Source organism: Shewanella putrefaciens (genome assembly GCF_016406305.1).
In the GTDB taxonomy this organism is placed as follows: Bacteria; Pseudomonadota; Gammaproteobacteria; order Enterobacterales; family Shewanellaceae; genus Shewanella; species Shewanella putrefaciens_C.
This window is the reverse complement of sequence record NZ_CP066369.1, coordinates 4,135,900-4,153,777: the sequence shown is the minus strand read 5'-3', so window position 1 is coordinate 4,153,777 and position 17,878 is coordinate 4,135,900. Positions and strand designations below refer to the sequence as shown.

The 17,878-nt window shown below is 48.3% G+C and carries 17 protein-coding genes; 1 reads left to right on the top strand and 16 read right to left on the bottom strand.

Annotated elements, in window-relative coordinates; translation table 11 throughout:
• Positions 1-48: 48 nt before the first annotated feature.
• Both JFT56_RS18005 and JFT56_RS18000 read right to left on the bottom strand, forming a co-directional pair.
• Entirely contained in the window at positions 49-375 is a 327-nt protein-coding gene (locus tag JFT56_RS18005) for a rhodanese-like domain-containing protein (RefSeq protein WP_198781345.1), read from the bottom strand.
• 124 nt (positions 376-499) lie between these two features.
• Positions 500-1,075 carry a helix-turn-helix domain-containing protein gene (locus JFT56_RS18000; protein WP_198781344.1) on the bottom strand — a complete coding sequence of 192 codons (576 nt, stop codon included), beginning with the start codon at positions 1,073-1,075 and terminating at the stop codon, positions 500-502.
• 163 nt (positions 1,076-1,238) lie between these two features.
• On the opposite strand from JFT56_RS18000, the gene JFT56_RS17995 reads away from it, so the two are divergent.
• Complete coding sequence (locus tag JFT56_RS17995; RefSeq protein WP_198781343.1) at positions 1,239-2,426, top strand: benzoate/H(+) symporter BenE family transporter; 1,188 nt, start codon at positions 1,239-1,241, stop codon at positions 2,424-2,426.
• A gap of 51 nt (positions 2,427-2,477) precedes the next feature.
• Here the strand turns inward: JFT56_RS17995 and JFT56_RS17990 are convergent, their stop codons facing one another.
• The 14 genes from JFT56_RS17990 to JFT56_RS17925 form a co-directional block, all read right to left on the bottom strand.
• A complete protein-coding gene (locus tag JFT56_RS17990; protein ID WP_198781342.1) occupies positions 2,478-2,969 on the bottom strand; it encodes a GNAT family N-acetyltransferase in 492 nt (163 codons plus the stop codon).
• Between the two features lie 932 nt (positions 2,970-3,901).
• Positions 3,902-4,546: a hypothetical protein gene (locus tag JFT56_RS17985; protein ID WP_198781341.1), complete on the bottom strand. Its 645-nt coding sequence runs from the start codon at positions 4,544-4,546 to the stop codon at positions 3,902-3,904.
• A 78-nt stretch (positions 4,547-4,624) separates the two neighbouring features.
• A complete protein-coding gene (locus tag JFT56_RS17980; protein ID WP_233095616.1) occupies positions 4,625-5,179 on the bottom strand; it encodes a hypothetical protein in 555 nt (184 codons plus the stop codon).
• 77 nt (positions 5,180-5,256) lie between these two features.
• Complete coding sequence (locus tag JFT56_RS17975) at positions 5,257-5,676, bottom strand: hypothetical protein (protein ID WP_233095540.1); 420 nt, start codon at positions 5,674-5,676, stop codon at positions 5,257-5,259.
• A gap of 21 nt (positions 5,677-5,697) precedes the next feature.
• A protein-coding gene (locus tag JFT56_RS17970) for an IS3 family transposase (protein ID WP_198780377.1) occupies positions 5,698-6,881 on the bottom strand; the annotation gives its coding sequence in 2 pieces (ribosomal slippage) (positions 5,698-6,626 and positions 6,626-6,881; 1,185 coding nt in all).
• A 1,029-nt stretch (positions 6,882-7,910) separates the two neighbouring features.
• Positions 7,911-8,153, bottom strand: coding sequence for a type II toxin-antitoxin system Phd/YefM family antitoxin (locus JFT56_RS17965; RefSeq protein ID WP_107949614.1), 243 nt, complete (start codon positions 8,151-8,153; stop codon positions 7,911-7,913).
• A gap of 526 nt (positions 8,154-8,679) precedes the next feature.
• Entirely contained in the window at positions 8,680-9,423 is a 744-nt protein-coding gene (locus JFT56_RS17960) for a hypothetical protein (protein WP_198781339.1), read from the bottom strand.
• Positions 9,424-9,453: 30 nt separating this feature from the next.
• Complete coding sequence (locus tag JFT56_RS17955; RefSeq protein ID WP_198781338.1) at positions 9,454-10,713, bottom strand: beta-ketoacyl-ACP synthase; 1,260 nt, start codon at positions 10,711-10,713, stop codon at positions 9,454-9,456.
• A complete protein-coding gene (locus JFT56_RS17950; protein ID WP_198781337.1) occupies positions 10,714-11,439 on the bottom strand; it encodes a 3-ketoacyl-ACP reductase FabG2 in 726 nt (241 codons plus the stop codon).
• 121 nt (positions 11,440-11,560) lie between these two features.
• Entirely contained in the window at positions 11,561-12,097 is a 537-nt protein-coding gene (locus tag JFT56_RS17945) for a hotdog family protein (RefSeq protein WP_420136005.1), read from the bottom strand.
• Between the two features lies 1 nt (position 12,098).
• Positions 12,099-13,298, bottom strand: coding sequence for a beta-ketoacyl-[acyl-carrier-protein] synthase family protein (locus JFT56_RS17940; RefSeq protein ID WP_198781336.1), 1,200 nt, complete (start codon positions 13,296-13,298; stop codon positions 12,099-12,101).
• A 38-nt stretch (positions 13,299-13,336) separates the two neighbouring features.
• Positions 13,337-14,089 (bottom strand): DUF3261 domain-containing protein, encoded by a 753-nt coding sequence (locus JFT56_RS17935; protein WP_198781335.1) that lies wholly within the window; start codon positions 14,087-14,089, stop codon positions 13,337-13,339.
• Positions 14,090-14,093: 4 nt separating this feature from the next.
• On the bottom strand, positions 14,094-15,383 hold the full coding sequence (locus tag JFT56_RS17930; protein ID WP_198781334.1) for an NAD(P)/FAD-dependent oxidoreductase: 1,290 nt from the start codon (positions 15,381-15,383) through the stop codon (positions 14,094-14,096).
• 23 nt (positions 15,384-15,406) lie between these two features.
• A complete protein-coding gene (locus JFT56_RS17925; protein WP_198781333.1) occupies positions 15,407-17,878 on the bottom strand; it encodes an MMPL family transporter in 2,472 nt (823 codons plus the stop codon).

Genomic DNA, 17,878 nt, shown 5'->3' with positions numbered 1-17,878 from the left:
CCAGCTAAGATGCTGGCATTTTTTTATGCTTGTTAGCGGAGTTGCTCGCTATCGGGTTGGCTGGCAGCAAACAAGATCGTTTAGCGAGCCGCCATTGATAACGCATTCAAAGCCATTGGCCTTGAGGATATCGCAACCCTTTTGGGCGCGAATACCTGCGCCGCAGTAGAGCACAAAGGGATGCTGTTTATTTTCGACTTGGTGCAACCATTGGTCGAGCGTTGGCAGCGGTACATTAATGGCTTGGGGAAGATGCCCCGAGGCAAATTCCTCCGGTGAACGCACATCTATCACCTGCGCACCTTGCTCAATCAATTGCCAGCATTTCTCGCCCGAGTGACTGCCGGATAATTTTGCCAGTAAAGATTGAAACATAGCCTAGCCCCTGCCATTAGAAAAATTTCAATAAGTTTATTCTAATGGATTGGTGAGTGCAAGTGCTGCAGATTATCGGCAGTGAATGCTTTGGTTTTTGGTATTGCAGGCGCTAGAAAAGCCGTTAGAGGCTAGACACATTCGCTCGTTGGTAGTGAATTAAGTCGTGGAAGACCACGGCTTGGTCGTTGAGATTTCGATAGCCATGGGGTTTGTCGGCCGCAAATCGTACCGCTTCACCTTGCTTGAGCGTTTGCCACTGCCCATCGACTAACACTTCCATAGTGCCGCTCAAGACAATCACATGCTCAGTCACACCCGCTTCATGGGGCTCAGAAAGCCGCTCATAGTTTGGCAGCAGGGTGAGTTCAAACATCTCAAAACCGAAGCGATCTTCAAAGGGAAAGAGTGAGGCGACTAGCATGCCGTCGGTGGCGGGTTGTTGGCGTAACTCGTCGGGCTTACGGAATACTGCGCCTTGGCTCTGGGGCGTGGGTTCGAGAAAGGTCGACAGCGAGATATTGAATCCACTGGCAATTTTCCACAGCGTCGCAATGGTTGGGCTTGATTCACCGCGCTCGATTTGCCCTATCATGGCCTTGCTGACGCCCGTCTCTTGGGCGGCTTTATCTAAACTCCATCCCTTTTGGTTGCGAATTGCTTTGAGCGTGGTGGCGAGATAGCTGTTTATCGTCTGCACAATGGCCCCATCATTTTTATGAAAATTTAGTATGTACGTTATAACGCACAGGTGCTATCTTGTCCATCTCGTGCGTTATAGCGCACAAAGGCTGTCTTGTTCATTTTATAGGTTATAGCGCACAAAGCGGTGGCGACAGCAATTGCAAATAAAGGGAGTGGATATGTGGCGAGAGGCAGGGAGTTTATCAAAAATATCAGCGGGTTTTATTGCGGTATTAGTGGGTTATAGCAGCTCGGCGGTGATCATCTTTCAAGCGGCACAGGCTGTGGGGGCGACACCGGCACAGATCAGTTCCTGGCTGTGGGCTTTAGGTGTGGGCATGGGCGTGACCAGCATAGGGTTATCGCTTTACTACAAGAATCCTATTCTAACGGCTTGGTCTACACCGGGCGCAGCGCTAATGGTGACAAGCCTTGCGGGGTTGAGCGTCAACCAAGCCATAGGCGCGTTTCTGGTGAGTTCGATGTTAATCACCCTTTGCGGCGTGGCGGGCTGGATGGATAAGCTGATTCGTATCATGCCGCAGTCGGTCGCTTCAGCCATGTTGGCGGGGATTCTGCTGCAATTTGGGCTCGGGCTATTTCAGGCGATGCAAACCCAGCTGAGCCTGATATTAATCATGCTGTTAGTGTTTGTTGTCCTTAAGCCTTTTGCGCCGCGTTACATTATCTTGCTGACCTTGTTGGTGGGCATAGGCATGAGTTTTCAATTAGATTTGCTCAAGCTAGATGCTGTTCAGTTGCAACTGGCGATGCCAGTGTGGACGACACCTGAGTTTTCGCTGGCGAGTGTGATTGGCGTGGCGCTGCCGCTGTTTGTGGTGACTATGGCCTCGCAAAATATGCCGGGCGTCGCCGCGTTGCATGGTAATGGTTACAGGCCGCCCATTTCACCTTTGATCACCAGCACAGGGCTAATCGGGGTCATTCTGGCGCCCTTTGGCGGTTTTGCCTTTAACTTATCCGCCATTACAGCGGCGATTTGTATGGGTAAAGAAGCTGATCCGAATCCCGCGACTCGTTACTGGGCGGCGGTGTGGGGCGGGGTATTTTACTTTATCACTGGGTTACTCGGTGCCACTGTGGTTGGCCTATTTTCCGCTTTCCCGAAGGAATTAGTCCTAGCCATCGCCGGATTAGCCTTGCTCGGCACTATTGCCAATAGTCTGACCGCTGCATTGGCTAAAACGGAAGATCGCGAAGTCGCGGTAATCACCTTCTTGGTCACGGCATCGGGTTTTAGTGTGCTTGGCATCGGCAGCGCATTTTGGGGATTGTTACTTGGGTTTATTATCCACTGGTGGAGTGGACTTAGAGCTGCAGCCGTGGTGAAGCGAGCGAATACTTAACTGCAGCACAGCGCCTTAGAGATTAATTTCAAAGACTAAGGCGCATGTGTTTTAGATTTTCTTCGTCATAAACACACTATTGGGATCGAGTCGATAATCGGCAAAGGGGCCACAGATTTCAAAGCCAAATTTGCTGTAGAGCAGGCGGGCAGGATTGAAGAAGGCCATCGAATCTGTCTCTAGACTCAGGCGTTTGACACCAGCACTTTTGGCATCGTTGATCAAGTGCTGCAATATTTTAGACGCTATGCCTTGCTGTTTATAGGGCGCGGCGGTGCGCATGGATTTGATCTCCGCGTGCTCGGCATCTAACCATTTTAGTGCACCGCAGCCCGCGAGATTATTGCCATCCCATAGCGTCCAAAAGCGAATATTGGGCTGACGCAGGCCATCAAGATCTAATGCGTGAACGCTTTCAGGCGGAGAGGTTGCCCGCATATCGTCGAGGTGTTCCTGCAGTAAAGCCGCAATCTCTGGCCCTTTAAGGTCATCTAAGGTGATTTTCATCGTGGCTTTCATGGTGAGTCTTATGGTGGATTTCATGGCAGATCGGGTGCTCCCTATTATTGTGGCTTATCCATAATGGCGTCATCGCTTTGTCATCTGTTTGCTAATGCGCCGCAGTGGATAAGCAAATGCTAGGCCAAGCGTTTTTAGCTTTAGCTAAAGCTAAACGCAGAATCAAAGTCAAAGTCGTGGGGCTTCACCCCCTGATTTTTAATCAAGAGTCGACCAAGGAGGACTGCTCGTCCTATCAAAAACGTCCATGTTAAACTGCCAGCTCGATATCCCTATCTCGCGCTCAAAGCGGCCGCTGGCCTTCGCCCTTGGATGCTCCAAGACGCCCCTAACGGAGTTGAAAGCCCCTTGTGCTCATTGCCAAATTTGCTATCGCTTCCGAAGGATGCGCTTTACATTCATGTAAAGCACCCCAGTTCGGCAATCCTTGCCTCTCGCTCATAAGTGCGAAAATCATCGATTTTCATTCGCCCCTGCACCTGCGAAAGCTAGCTCGCCATCCATGGCGAGACTCACGCAATTTGTCTATTCGCCCTGCGGCAACTCCGAGGGGGTGGTGTATTCCTTAGGCTATAGCGTGGTTGGTCAATTGTTAAGGAGTAAAAGTTATGTCCGATCTTATTTTGCCGTTGCTTGTGGGATCACAAGTGAAGGCTCATGGCGGAGCTCGACTCTTGTTAAAATCTTTGACCAGCAATACAGCAAGCACTGAGTGATGCAAAGCTTGAAGTAAGAGTTAAGAAAGCAGGATTGTATTCACTGAGATATGGATGGATTGCAGTTCACTCTCGAAACAAGAAGCTAACCAGAAAGTGAGTTAGGCGTTCTAAATGAACCGCCCTCGGCTCTGGCATCCTGCTTCGCCCTACCTCCTAAATCCATTTAGTCGTGTGCGGAGCCGCATGCAGGGTGGTGTGGGGGCTGGAGGCTAGATACCTCCGGCTACCCGATTATGTTTATACTAACTCACTAATTTCATTAGGATCTTTCAAATAGACTTGGATAGTTTCATAGTTATCTAAGCCACTATTACTTAGACCAATATCACTTCTCAAAGCTCTAAGTAACCGATCAATAGATCTAAACATTCTCTCGGTTCCATGTTCGGCCTCTCTACGGTAATTGAGATACGCAGCAATCACCTCAGGACCTCCCCACAGTAATATTCCATTTGTAAATTTTTCAGCTTCATCCAATACTTTTTGTTTATTCGGAGGTTTCTTATTATTCTCAGAATTCCCGCCCTGCATAAATGATGAAATTAATTGGATAAAGCCATTATATATTTCTACCTTTTTTTGTCTATGTGACTCATCTATTTCTCTTTCCCGTATTTTTTGCTGAACTTCCAGCTCTCGTTCACTAATTTTCTCTTGTATAACAAGTTCCCGCTCTTTTATTCGGGAGTGGTTGATTATCGCAACGATGATTCCCGTTGTTATCGTTCCGAAAATTGAAACTACTGCTACTACAATTTTTACATCAGCATTCTTTAGTGAATCGAAAAACAGCTCAAATAACGACCACAAAAAAACACCAATTAGCACCCCGATAATGTAAGGGATTGACTTAATCAATAATGTTTTAATTCTATAAAACATCGAAGCTCCTTAAACATAACGCCGCGCTCTGCGGCAAATTTGGAGCGCAGCGGAAAATTGTCCGACAGCAGCGCCTTGTTAGTTGCCCAGTTCACGTTCAGCTTGTTCATATGTTGCATACAACTTACTGGCTTTACCGAATAATTTCATTCCGCCTTTCGTAGCCCTATCGGTCCAATAGTGCCCCTCAAGCTCTTCCACTGGAGAACCATGAACTTCGAGCGCAAATGAACCGTGGTGAATTTCGCTCCTAACACCTTGGAGTTCGATTTTAGGCTCGTTTCTATAAACTCCCACTAGCTTGAATAAATCGTCATCTTCTTGTTGCTCGATACTGTGTGCAACAAGAACTGATCGGGACTCTTTAGTCATTAGCCTTAGACTTAGGTTTGTAAGAGATTGCCGAATAACAGCGTATCCATAAATTGGATCAATGCCTTCACCAGTTTTAGGATTAATCCAGCTACTTTTCAATTCGACCTTCCATGTTCCTCTTAAATCTGGTCGCTTAACGTACCATCCTTTAAATATCTTCCAAGACCACAAGTATTTATTAAACACGGTAACAAAGAGAGTTATGACACCTACAACAGTACCAAATGGTTTTACAAAATCGGCACTTAGCACAGGCATCCCTTGTACCCAAAGAGCTAACAGCCAAACTGCTATAGTTAGGCCAATGAATGACGATATATGAAGTCTCGTTAGCATTATTCGTACCCTATGTAATCCCAAGCATCACTCAAAAACTGATGTGCACCTTGTCGAGTCCAGGGTTGTGAACTTCTGAATAGATATTTAAGTTCACTGACTTCACCCCATTCGGAACATTTTTCATCGGTAATGGTGTTATTAAAAAGTTCAGCTAAAACAGCACGAACCATTTGTTTATAAGTTGAATGGTTAAAGCAGGAATTTGAAGCGTTAAAAACCAAGCACTCAACCAGAAAACTGGGGGCTTCTTTCGCAGATTGAATTCCATTGGCGGACATTTCATTAGATAGGGTTTTTAATATTCTAACTACGCGTTTAAATCTCCTAGAAGTAGCATCATTCTTAGTAACACCATTTGAGTAGTGCTGTTCGGGCCAATTCCTAACCATCAGCGGCTTATAATCGTCAGGAATCATTTCAACACCAGAGTGTAGTGGTCAACTAAATTTGGCCACAGCTTTAGAATCTTCCCAAAATCGTCGCTCTGATTCATTTGGGCTCAATCCTGCATTGTAATGATGTGGCCTGACTTCACAGTAATAACCAATGATGTAATCGGTCACATCTTGTTTAGCTTCGCTAAAACTCTTATAGCCTTGTGTCGGGATCCATTCCGTTTTTAAACTCCTGAAAAATCGCTCCATTGGCGCATTATCCCAGCAGTTACCGCGACGGCTCATGCTTTGGGTGATTTGATATTTCCACAACCGTTGACGGTATTTCAGGCTGGTATAATGGCAGCCTTGGTCTGAGTGGAATATCAGGTTTTTAGGCTTTCCTCTTGATTCAAATGCCATTTCTAACGCTTTTACCGTTAACTCTGTATCCGGTGAAAATGACATTGCCCAACCAATGGCCTTTCTCGAAAATAAATCCAGTACAACCGCTAAATAGCACCAACGATTACCCGCCCAAATATACGTCACATCGCCACACCAAACGGTGTTAGGTTCGACAACTGCAAATTGCCGTTTGAGTGCATTAGGGATAGTCACATGCTCATTTTCAGCCTTTTTATAACGGTGTTTGGGTTGTTGGCAACTCACTAATCCGAGCTTTTTCATTAACCGCGTTGCCCGATAACGACTTAATGCAAAGCCACGTTCAGAGGCAATTGTGGCGATACTTCGCGCACCCGCAGACTGTTTGCTTTCAGCATGTATCGCTTTGATTTCACATTCTAAAAGCCGCTGTTCAGGTGTTACACAAAGCTCACGGCTCATCCAATAACGGTAACTGCTCCGGTTCACGTTGAATACGTGGCATAACACTGAAATAGGGTATTTGTTGCTCTGATTGAGTTTCTCGATTATCGAGAATTGTTCAGCGAGTCCGACATCAATAGAGCAGTAGCCTTTTTTAAGATTTCTTTCTCGAGATTTATGCGCTCAATTTCACGTTTAAGTGCCCTGATTTCAATCTGCTCAGGTGTCATGGGTGAGGCTTTAGGCGCAAGCCCTTGGCGCTCGATTTGAAGCTGTGTTACCCACTTACTGACCGTCGATTTACCCACGTTCATGGCTTTCGCCGCCGCTTCTTGTGTGTAACCTTGATCAATGACTAATTGAGCGGTTTCTAGCTTAATGGCAGCGCTATATCGTGCACGTTTACTTTTATTCATGTTGTCACCTAAATGGGTTATGAGTGAGATCATAACATTTCTTATTAGGTGGCCAAATTCACTATGCCACTACACCGTTTTCATAGAGCAACACAGAGTCAAAATGAAGACGTATAGTATTTCTCAAAGACTCCGTAGCAATCTTATTCAGCTTGTACTTTGAGATTCCGTCTTCTTTCTTCACTGATACTCCGTTTCAGAAACTAACAGTGTATTACCCGCACTTCTAATGAAACCCAAACCATAATGGACTCGAAGTTTGAGAAATAAGAGTAAATAATTCAAATGTGCCAGTAAGTTAGCATCCATTACGGTGAGTTTCCAATCTTTTTCCATGCAGAAAAAGCGAGACTTTATATACCAAAAAGTATTTTGGCGCGGTATGTAAATCAGAAAACATGAAAAGACTAATATTTTCAGTTTCTTAATTTTTTTTGAAAATAAAAAACGATACTCCTTTGGCTCGTTTTCCCCGAGGGTTGTCACTTTTCTATTATACCTGTACTTATACAGTCATAAGCGGGACGTAAATTGTATTTTTAAACAACTGAGAAAATCGAAAGCGGTAAAATGATAAGAAATTCTAAGGCTCTCAAAACAAGATTTCAGTGTTGTTATGTGATCAAAAGACAGGACTGTCGCATATTTGCGTAATTTTGTTTACGTCTAAGATATATCTGCTGAGATGGCTAGCTTGGTTTAGGTATTGTACTCTTGGCAGCATTGATTATATGTTCAGGCTCGCAGAATACGATTTAGCTAACGGAATTAAGCACTATCATGGAAGTGACCGTTGGCGGCATGGATGCCGCCGTCGAGCCCTCAAGGACGAGTTCATGGCGTGTCACTATAATGATAGTGCTTAATCTCAATCGCTGAAGGTTTTATAGCCCTTAATACCAGTCCTTGAAATGAACTCTGCATAAAGATTGAACTAATAATGCTTGAATGGCTATTTCAGATGATTTTGGAGTAGTTGTGGCTGAGCTAACTTACTCAGTTTATAGCGTTTATTTTTCATGTAAGTTGCTACAGGGCGTTAAGAAAATCTTCGCCATCAACGACATTAGCTTTCGCTAAGTCTTCTTTAGCAGCGTTGAAGCAGTGTTTAAGGTAATCCGCTTTCATCGCCTCAAGCTGTTCGAAGTCGTGGATAGACATGACCACAACCGCATCTTTACTGTTTTTGCTGATCTTGATGGGTTCGCGTTGAGCGTTTAGCAGTAACTCACCGAAATTTCGTTTGGCGTCATTGGCTGTTAATGTTTGCACGATTAAGCCCTCTTATTTGGAAATACCGTGGCAGTATAGTGCATTGTGCGAAACGCACAAAACGATTAAATCGTGCGATTTAAGTTCAACGCAAATGAGAAGCCAATTTAACAAATCACCATTCATGGCAAATTGCACTAGCCTTTTAAACCTACAGATGACACAAGTACTCGAAAGGCAAACCGTGGTGATTGGCGAGACGACCGTCCGCCCCATGGACGGGGCGGTCGAGCATCCAAGGATGGACTGGCTGCGTGTCGTCGAACCAGTACCATGGTTGGCCTCACTATGAACAATATCTATGTTTAACTGCCTCTTCGCCTTTCTTAGCTCTCGTTCATAAACTTAGAAACTATTCACAGTGTCGTGAGTGAATGCCATGGCAAGCCTGTATAGGCGAATATCAGCAAACGCTAAGGCCAACCGTAAATTTTCTTTTAATTTAAAAAGTGATCCAAACGGATATAAAAATGGCCGGGGATAAGCTCGGCCATGATTTGCTCGATTAAGCGTAAAACGGGCAGGTTTAATAGAATTTCTTCAGGTAGCTAGCCGCGTATTTTTGCAGTTTTTTGTTAGAACTTGTGGTTGCAATATTTTCAATGACTTCCCGATATTGCGGGTTGCCAGAAGCAGCTAGCGCTTTCGCCATATTGGCATAGGTATCGATGGCGAGCTTGTCATCGGCCAGTAAGCGCGGCGTTTTCAATTCATTACTGAGAGTGGTGAGGATAAAGTCATCATAGTTGCGATCATCCATGATTCTTTTGGCGGCGACACGCATAAGCTCTAAATCATCACAGCGAAGGGCATTGGCAAAGGCATTGTTTCGTGGACTTTGGTCTGCGGCATATTGGCTCTTATCCCCTAATATGGCGTTCCATTTGCGGTATTTATCTAGGTTTTCTAAGGCTTGATTAGCGTATTTTTTGAGCTTTTTGTGATAGTTACCCTGAACAATATTATTCATTGTCCCACTGTATTTTTCGTTACCTGAATAACCTAATCCTTTGACTAACCAAGCGCTGTAATCGATAGCATTATTTTCTGTCGCTAAGGGCAGTGATTCTATGAGTTTTGCTTCGAGCGTGTCGTAAATAACAGGGTCGGATAGGCCTGCGAGGATCAGTGATTCAATGGCTTGTTTTTGCTGGGATTGATTATCACCCTTGAAAATTTCTTGATAGATTTCAACTGTGTAATCTTGGGCAAATGTAGGTGAACAGAAAAGGCCTATGCTAAGCAAAATACCTGCAAATAGTGGTTTCATGGGTATGTCCTTATAGGGTTGTATCTGCTGTTAATCTTTCCAGCGTTTAAAAATCAGTGAGGTATTAATGCCGCCAAAGGCGAAATTATTACTCATCACATAATCTGTATCGATTGGGCGCAAATCGCTGCGGATATAGTCCAAATCGGCGCATTCTGGGTCGATATTCTCAAGGTTGAGCGTCGGCGCAAACCAGCCTGCATTCATCATCTCAATACTCACCCAAGCCTCTAACGCACCGCAGGCGCCTAAGGTGTGGCCCGTGTAGCTTTTAAGGGATGAAATCGGCATACCAGAGCCAAATACCGCGTGGGTCGCGTGACTTTCGGCAATATCACCGCGATCCGTTGCTGTGCCGTGGGCATTCACATAACCTATGGCGCTAGGCTCAAGCTGCGCATCCTTAAGCGCTAATCTGATAGCGATTTCCATGGTTTGGGCGTTCGGTTGGGTGACATGCAGGCCATCGGAATTAGTGCCAAAACCGATTAGTTCGGCATAAATTTTTGCGCCCCGCGCCTTGGCGTGTTCGAGCTCTTCGAGCACCAGTGTACAAGCGCCTTCGCCGATGACTAAGCCATCACGGCTCGCATCGAAGGGGCGCGGCGTGAGTTCGGGTGTGGAGTTTTTAGTGCTGGTGGCAAACAGGGTATCGAACACGACTGCCTCTGTGGGGCAGAGTTCTTCGCCGCCACCCGCCAACATTAAGGTTTGCTGACCGTATTTGATCGCTTCATAGGCGTAACCTATGCCTTGGCTGCCAGAGGTACAGGCGCTGCTGGTGGTATGAATCCGGCCCTTTAAGCCGAAAAACACCCCGACATTCACCGCTGTGGTGTGCGCCATCATACGGATATAACTTGTGGCGGTAACGCCCGACATATCGCCGGTTTTCAGCATCTCGCCAAAGGCGGCAATAGGATCTGTGCTGCCCGTGGAGGAGCCATAGGCGATCCCCATTTCACCCGAGGACACGATAGGGTCGTCCAGTAACCCCGCATCAATTAAAGCAAGTTCACTGGCGCGGGTCGCCATAATAGACACCCGACCCATGGAGCGAATTTTCTTGCGCGAATAATGGCTTGGCACGTCAAAGTCGGTAATGGGCGCGGCTAAACGGGTATTGAGACCATCGTATTTATCCCATTCACCCATAGTGACGACGCAGTTTTTCTGCGCCTTAAGGCTTGCCGCAATGGTTGGCCAATCATGGCCTAGGGCGGTAATGCCACCTATGCCAGTGATGACCACTCGTTTCCCTAAGCGGGTTTGATTTGTCGACTCGCTCATTTAGATCATGCCTCCATTGACCGATATCACTTGGCGAGTGATATAGGCGGCATCGTCAGACATTAAAAATGCGGCTAAGGCGGCGATCTCACTGGGTTTACCCATGCGGCGCATCGGCACTAATTGTTCCACCATATCCTTAGGAATATCAGCCACCATGTCGGTTTCAATCAAGCCGGGGGCGATACAGTTGACGGTAATTTTGCGTTTTGCCAGCTCTAATGACAGCGCCTTAGTCGCGCCGATAATCCCCGCTTTGGAGGCGCTGTAATTCACTTGGCCACGGTTGCCCGCAATCCCAGAAACCGAAGCTAAGGTAATGATACGCCCGCCCTTGCGGCCTTGTACCATAGGCATCACGCAGGGGTGGATAACATTATAAAAGCCGTCCAAGTTAGTGTGGATCACGCTGTCCCACTCGCTTTCTGTCATGGCGGGAAAGGCAGTATCGCGGTTGATGCCCGCATTGAGGATCACGCCGTAATAGGCACCATTGGCCTCGATATCGGCTTCAATGGCGGCTCTGACGATTGCGCGGTCGGCAACATCAAATTTCAGTAGGCTCACATTCACGCCAAGTGCGTGGATTTGCGCGGCAGTCTCATCGGCCGCCGTTTGGTTACTGTGGTAATGCAGGGCGATATCGAAGCCCGCAGCGGCGAGTTTTAGGGCGATGGCTTTACCAATGCCGCGGCTCGAACCTGTAACTAATACTCTGTTATTCATCTGTTTTCTCCACCCCATTTTATCGTTATGCGTCGGTATGGGGTTGCATGTCTTTATGGTAAAAAGATAGCTTGTGAAGGCGCTTTAACGCTTTTTATCTACAGGCTGATTTACTTTAGTGTCAGTGCCCAAGGCTTCTATTGGCCGCGTCTTGATTTCCCACAAAGTAGGCTTGGGTGTCTTGGGGTTGGAACACATTCACATTGGCCTCGGCCACTAAGATTTTTTCTTGATCGCTTCCAGCTTCGGGCAACAGAAAAATCTGACAATCGAATACCGCTAATCCCGACTCCTCTTGATAGAGACGGCTGACTTGGGTGCGATAGGTGCGCCCGAGCTCATATTGCTTGGCATGCAAGGTTAATTTGCGCGAGCCCAGTAGAAAACCCACGCGGATTTTATCATTGCGAAGCTTTGCCTCAACCCCAGCGAGGGCGGCAATGCTTTGGGCCATATATTCGATACCCACATAGTTTGGCACGGCTCGATGTTTATCATCGAAATAAGGGCTATTGGCCGTGATAGTGACTTCGGTCTCTAGGTTATCGCGTCGATAGCCAATGATTTTATCGAGCAAAATCATCGGTGCCCTATGGGGAATAAAATCGGCAATATCCTGTTCGGCAAAGGGTTTATTGCATTGTATAAAGGGCATCATTTTAGGCCTCGTTACGGCAAAAAATCAGGCTGGCATTGCTGCCGCCAAAGGCGAAGGAATTGCTCATCACATAATTAAGCGCGCCCTTAGCGGCAACTTGATGGCGTTCGACCAAGGCAATGGACGGATCCAGTGGGTCGACTTGGCCGTCCCATTGATGGGGCGGCAGGGCTTGGTCGTGATTATGTGCTGACAGTAATAAATAGCAGAAGGCGGCTTCAATCGCGCCAGCGGCGCCTAAGGTGTGGCCGACTAAGGGTTTGGTCGAGCTACAGGGCGGCGTGTTAACGCCAAACACTTCAACCACAGCGCGGCTTTCCATCGCATCATTCTTAGGCGTGGCGGTACCGTGCAAGTTAATGTAACCAATGTCTTTTGCTGTAATATTTGCATCCTGCAACGCCGCGTGCATGGCGGCTATGGCACCTGCGCCTTCGGGGTGTGGCGCCGAAATATGGTGGGCATCGCTCGACTCGCCAATACCCGCCAGCATCACCTCGGACTCGCCCAACGTCAGCACGAAAAGCGCCGCGCCTTCGCCGATATTGATGCCGTCACGGTTGATGCTAAAGGGATTGCAGTGGCCTTTTGAGACGGATTCTAAGGCGTGAAAACCATTGACTGTGAGTTGGCACAAACTGTCGACACCGCCGACAATCACCATATCGCAGAGGTTAGCCTGTAATAGGCGTTTGGCGCTGGCAAACACTTTGGCGCTTGAAGAGCAGGCGGTTGAAATCGTGTAGCAAGGACCGTCGAGCTCAAAATATTGGCGTAAAAAGTCGCTGGTGCTGCCAAGTTCCTGCTGGAAATAGTGGTAATCCGCCGGAAAGTGGCCGTGTTCATTTCGATACGCAAGTGCCGCTTCGCCTTTAGAAATCCCCGAGGTGCTAGTGCCGAGCACTACGCCAATGCGGGCATGGCCAAAATCCCGTTTAGCTTGTTCAACCCTGGCGGCAATTTGCAGGGCGGCGCACAGCAGTAACTGGTTGTTACGGCAGTCAAACTGGATAAGTTTTTCAGGGATCGCCGGTAGCGCTGCCGTCACTGGCGCCACTAAGGTTGGGCGCTCGAAAAGGAGAGTGTCACTGCGCTGCAACGCGCTAGTGTCTCCCGCGATCAGGCGGTCTAAAACCTGCTGGGGATCTTGCCCTAGCGGGGTACACAATCCAATCTGTGTAATGGCGACTCTGTTCTTCATTGTGTGTCGTTTATCCAGCGGCTAAATCTATTAAGTGATTAAATGGGTTGTATTTCTAGTTCAAACTTTGCCTGTGGCATGGTCAAATTGATATGGGCTTGCCAGAGCATATCGCCCGTGCCCTGTCGGTAATTTATCTGTAAAACCTGTGCTTGCTCGGTACTGTTACTTTCTAAGGGATCTTGGCTATAAATCTGGCGACAGGGGATGCTACTCCCTTGGGCGTTGTTCAGTGTTTCTGCAACCGTTTTGCAAAGGCCTATGACTAAATGGCCACCTTCCAAATGGGCACGAATGCTTTGCTCGGGCCAATAGATGAGTTGCATCATCGCCATTAAATACTCGGCTTTAAAACTGTCCCCCAGCAGTACGCTTTGCTCACTGCTGAGTGTATTACCATCATAAACTAAGGTAAACAGCGCCTGTCCGAGTGGTGCTAAGCCAACGAGCGTCATGCGCTCACCCTCTAACTCCAATTGGGTGAGCAGTTCGTGGGACTCATCACCCACCTTAATGCTGACTTTTTGGCTAAAGGATTGGGGTGAGGATACGCCCGTTTTGCTTTCGGTTTGCGGGCTGCTAATGTCGGCGGGTTTCGCCGTCGGCTTAGTCAGAGTCTTATCGGTTGCGGGGGCAAAGTTATGGGGCAGTGGCGCCAAACAATAACGCGTGTCCTTAGCGAGCGCGACACAGGTCTGCCTAAGTAGCAGTTCGCTACAGCCTGTCAACCCAAGGCTTGCGATCAGCAAGGCGGGGATGACTCGCCATTTTGCGTTAATGTTTAGCGACATAGGGTTATTCCTCGTCGAACTCTGGGATTGGCGCCTGTTGTTGGCACAGTTCGACTATCATGTTCAGGCGGCGCTCCGAGTCTTTAACGAAGGGATTATTAAGATCCCAAGCGTAACCCGCCAGAATCGAGCAAATCATTTGCTTGATACGCTCGTTCGGTGCTTCATAGAAGATCACATCCTGAAAACGGCCATCATACCAAGCTTGCACATAGGTGCGGAAGGTATTGACCCCTTGCATTAACGGCGCTGAGTAATCGGCTTGCCAGTCAACTGCTTCGCCATTGAGTTGTTTAGTCACACATTTTGCCGCCATAGACGCCGATTGCATGGCGATAGTGACGCCTGAGGAAAATACCGGATCGAGGAACTCGCCGGCATTACCCAATAGCGCGAACTTGTCGGTCGCAAGCCGTGACACATTGGCGGAATAGCCTTTGAGCGTGGCGCATTCCTGTACCACTTTCGCGTTTGCCAGTAGGGCTTTTAGCCCTGGTTCTTCGTTGACTATGCTCATCAATTGTTGCTCAAGGGAACCTTGTAAACGCGCTAGTAATTGCGGCTCTGCCACTACGCCGAGCGAACAGCGACCATTGCTAAAGGGAATGAGCCAATACCAAATGTCTTTATGCTCAGGGTGGACGCTGATTAAAATCTTATTTCTATCGAAGCTTGGATCGCTGATGTTGTCTTCCACATGGGTGAAAATAGCGCTGCGCGGGGGCAGGCAAGACGGCGTTTCTAAGTGGAGCAAGCGCGGTAACACGCGGCCAAAACCACTGGCATCGAGCACATATTGGGCGCTGATTTGATAAAGCTCGCCCTGTTCATTGCGCACCATTAAGTATGGGTTCTCGGTTAAATCTATCGCCTCGACGGTTTCGCCGTAGCGGATGTCGACCCCTTGGCTTTGGGCGGTATCGGCTAACAGTTTATCAAAACTGGCGCGCTGCACTTGGAATGTGGTGCCCGGCCCTGGGGTAAATTTATCGGTAAAGTCGAAGGTAGTGTAAGTGCCATTGCGACGAAAGGCGGCGCCATTTTTATGCTGGAATCCAGCGGCATTGAGTGCCTCTAACATGCCCGCTTCTTCGATAAACTGCATGCAACAGGGCAGTAAACTTTCACCGATGGAGAAACGGGGGAAATGTTGTTTTTCTAACACCAGCACGCGCTTACTTTGTTGGTGTAGCAGGCTGGCGGCGATGGCGCCCGAAGGTCCTGCGCCGATAATAGCCACATCGACGGCAAGTGAATTTGGCATAGCCGATAAATCGTGAGCGGGTGTAGGCATGTAAAGTACGTTCCTTGTCGTTATCAGGACTTTTTAGTCGTTAAAATCAGTGGCGAAAGTAAGAAGGTAAAACCTATACCCAGCGACAGGGTTAAGCCAAAGTAATGGATCGCTTGGGTCTGGCTAAAGGCGAGTAAACCAAAGGCCAATAGGGTCGAGCAGGCGGACATAAACACCGCCATCATCACCGCCTTGCCGTGGTTTTGGGCAGAGGCAAAAAACAAGCTGTAATCTATGCCAATCCCGAACACTAAAATGAGTGCGAGTGCGTGGAACAGACTCAGCGGCGAGCCTGTTAAACCTAAGGTTGCCAGCGTCAGCAAGGCCGCAAGGGCTGGAACGGCCACCACAACCGCGGCTTTTTTAATGCCAAAATTCAGGCTAAACAACAAGAGTGCGATAGCGAGTGCGAGTGCTAACAGCTTTAGAGTTAACAGTCGGTAATGGCCCATCACGGCGGAGATATCCGCGACTTTATCGATAAGTTGTACGCTTTGAACATTGGCAAAGCGCGCCTTGAGCGCGTCGATCTGCTGAATGCCGCCAAGCAGGACGATTGCTCCATGAGCTGCGCCATGATCCGCGCTCGCCCCATCATCATTTAGCGCGCCGCCATCATTTAGCGCGTCATAGTCGGTGGCCTTGTCGTTCGGTGCTAGCCACAGCAGTGCGAGTTGCTTGCCTGCCTCTAGCTTAAAGAAATCTGCTGGGGCGATATATTGGTCTTTAGCCGCTAAGTAGCTTGCTTGCAACTCTGGCTTTAAGTTCTCATCCAACCCAAGGCTTGTGAGCACAGTATCTATCTGAGTTTGATAGATATCACCCTGTAAGCGATAAGCCGTGTCTTGTTTTTGTTGGCTGGGCAGATACCGGCTGAGGCTGACGTAGTTGCCTAACTCTTGATTAGCAATAGCGGCATCGAGCAGTGGCGACACTCGCTCAAGCTGTTGCAGCAGTGCTTCTTCACTCGCGGCGCGTACCAGTAAGAATTGATTATCTGTGCCGCCGCTGAGTAGCTGCCTGAGCTTATTTTCAGGTTCAGTCACGCTCGCGGGGCTTTGCTGCAAATGGCGAATATCGTCATCGACGGTTAACTTGGTAACGCCAACCAGACACCACACCACTATCACTAAAGCAAACATGCCCATGCCTAAAGGCGTGGTCAATCTGTTGGATAACTGAGTGAGATTAGCAAGGTAAGTCCCCGCGAATGCTAATGGGCGGGAGCCCGATGGCAAACGACTCCCCGCGAGCAGTGGGTAGGCGAGAATGAGGGTAAGATAGGCCCCGAGCAGTCCCGCGGCGCAGAAGATCGCCACTTGCTGCATTCCCGGAAACGGCGCTAAACCTATGCCCACATAAGCTAAGGCACTGGTGATAAAGGCAAGTGTCACTGTGGGGAAGATATACGCGACCGTCGCCTTTGCGCTCCGTTCGCTATCGCTTAAGCGCTCGCAGTAAAAATGAAAGCTGTAGTCGATGGCAATGCCAATCAAGCTAGTACCAAACACTAAGGTGAGTAAATGCAGCTCGCCAAACACGCTTAAGGTAAAAGTCACTGCCAGCAAGAGCCCGCTGGAAATGGTAACGATTGCCAACAGTAGCGGCATCACAGAACGAAACGCCAGCCAGACTAGGGCTATGACCCCAAGTAAGGATGCAAGACCGAGGATCGAGATTTCACTCTTAGCCGTTTGGGTCGCCGCAATCGCGTGAAACAGGGCGCCAGCCTTAAGCACATTAATATCGGGATAGCTTTGTTTAACCGCATCCAACCCTAGGGTTAATGCCGTCATCTGCGCTAATTGCGCATTGGGATTAAAGGCGCTTTCTCGCCCCTTTGCCATAACAACCGCGGCGACATTATCGCCTTGATTCACCAGCAGAATGCCTTGGCTGACCCTGACTTTTGAACTCGGCGCGAGGGCGAGTAAATTGGCGGGGAATAACAGCAGAGGATCTTGGGCAAGCAAGTTGCTATTGGCGTAACTAAAGGCGTTGTAAAGCTGTGCGGTGGCCGCTTCAATCAGACTTTCAATATTTTGGCTGGCTAACGCTTCGGCTTGCGGCGCTGTCAGTAATTTAAATCTGTGGGGGAAATAGAATTGTCCTAGCGCTTCACCGAGCTGCATATCGGCGCTGCGAATCTCTGTGAGTGCAGCATTTTTTCCAGTAGCAACAAGGTCAGCTTCAAGCTTTTGCATCAACAGCTTAGCCGCAGCGATTGCCGTGGTTTCATCCTTGGCGACGAGCGCAATATAGACTTGGTCGGCGAGGGTCGCTTCAACTTGGTTAAGGGCGCGCTCGGTGAGTTTGTCTTGCTGTAAATGCGGCAGCATAGCGAGGATATCGCTTTGTACTCGTGCGCCATTTTGCCAGAGTTGCAACGTCCACAGACTGGCAGAGAGCATCAATAGTAACCAAATGGCGAGGCGCCATTTAGGGGATGATTGTATTAGCGCTTGATTGGCGCGCGCGGCGAAGTTGGAGGCCAT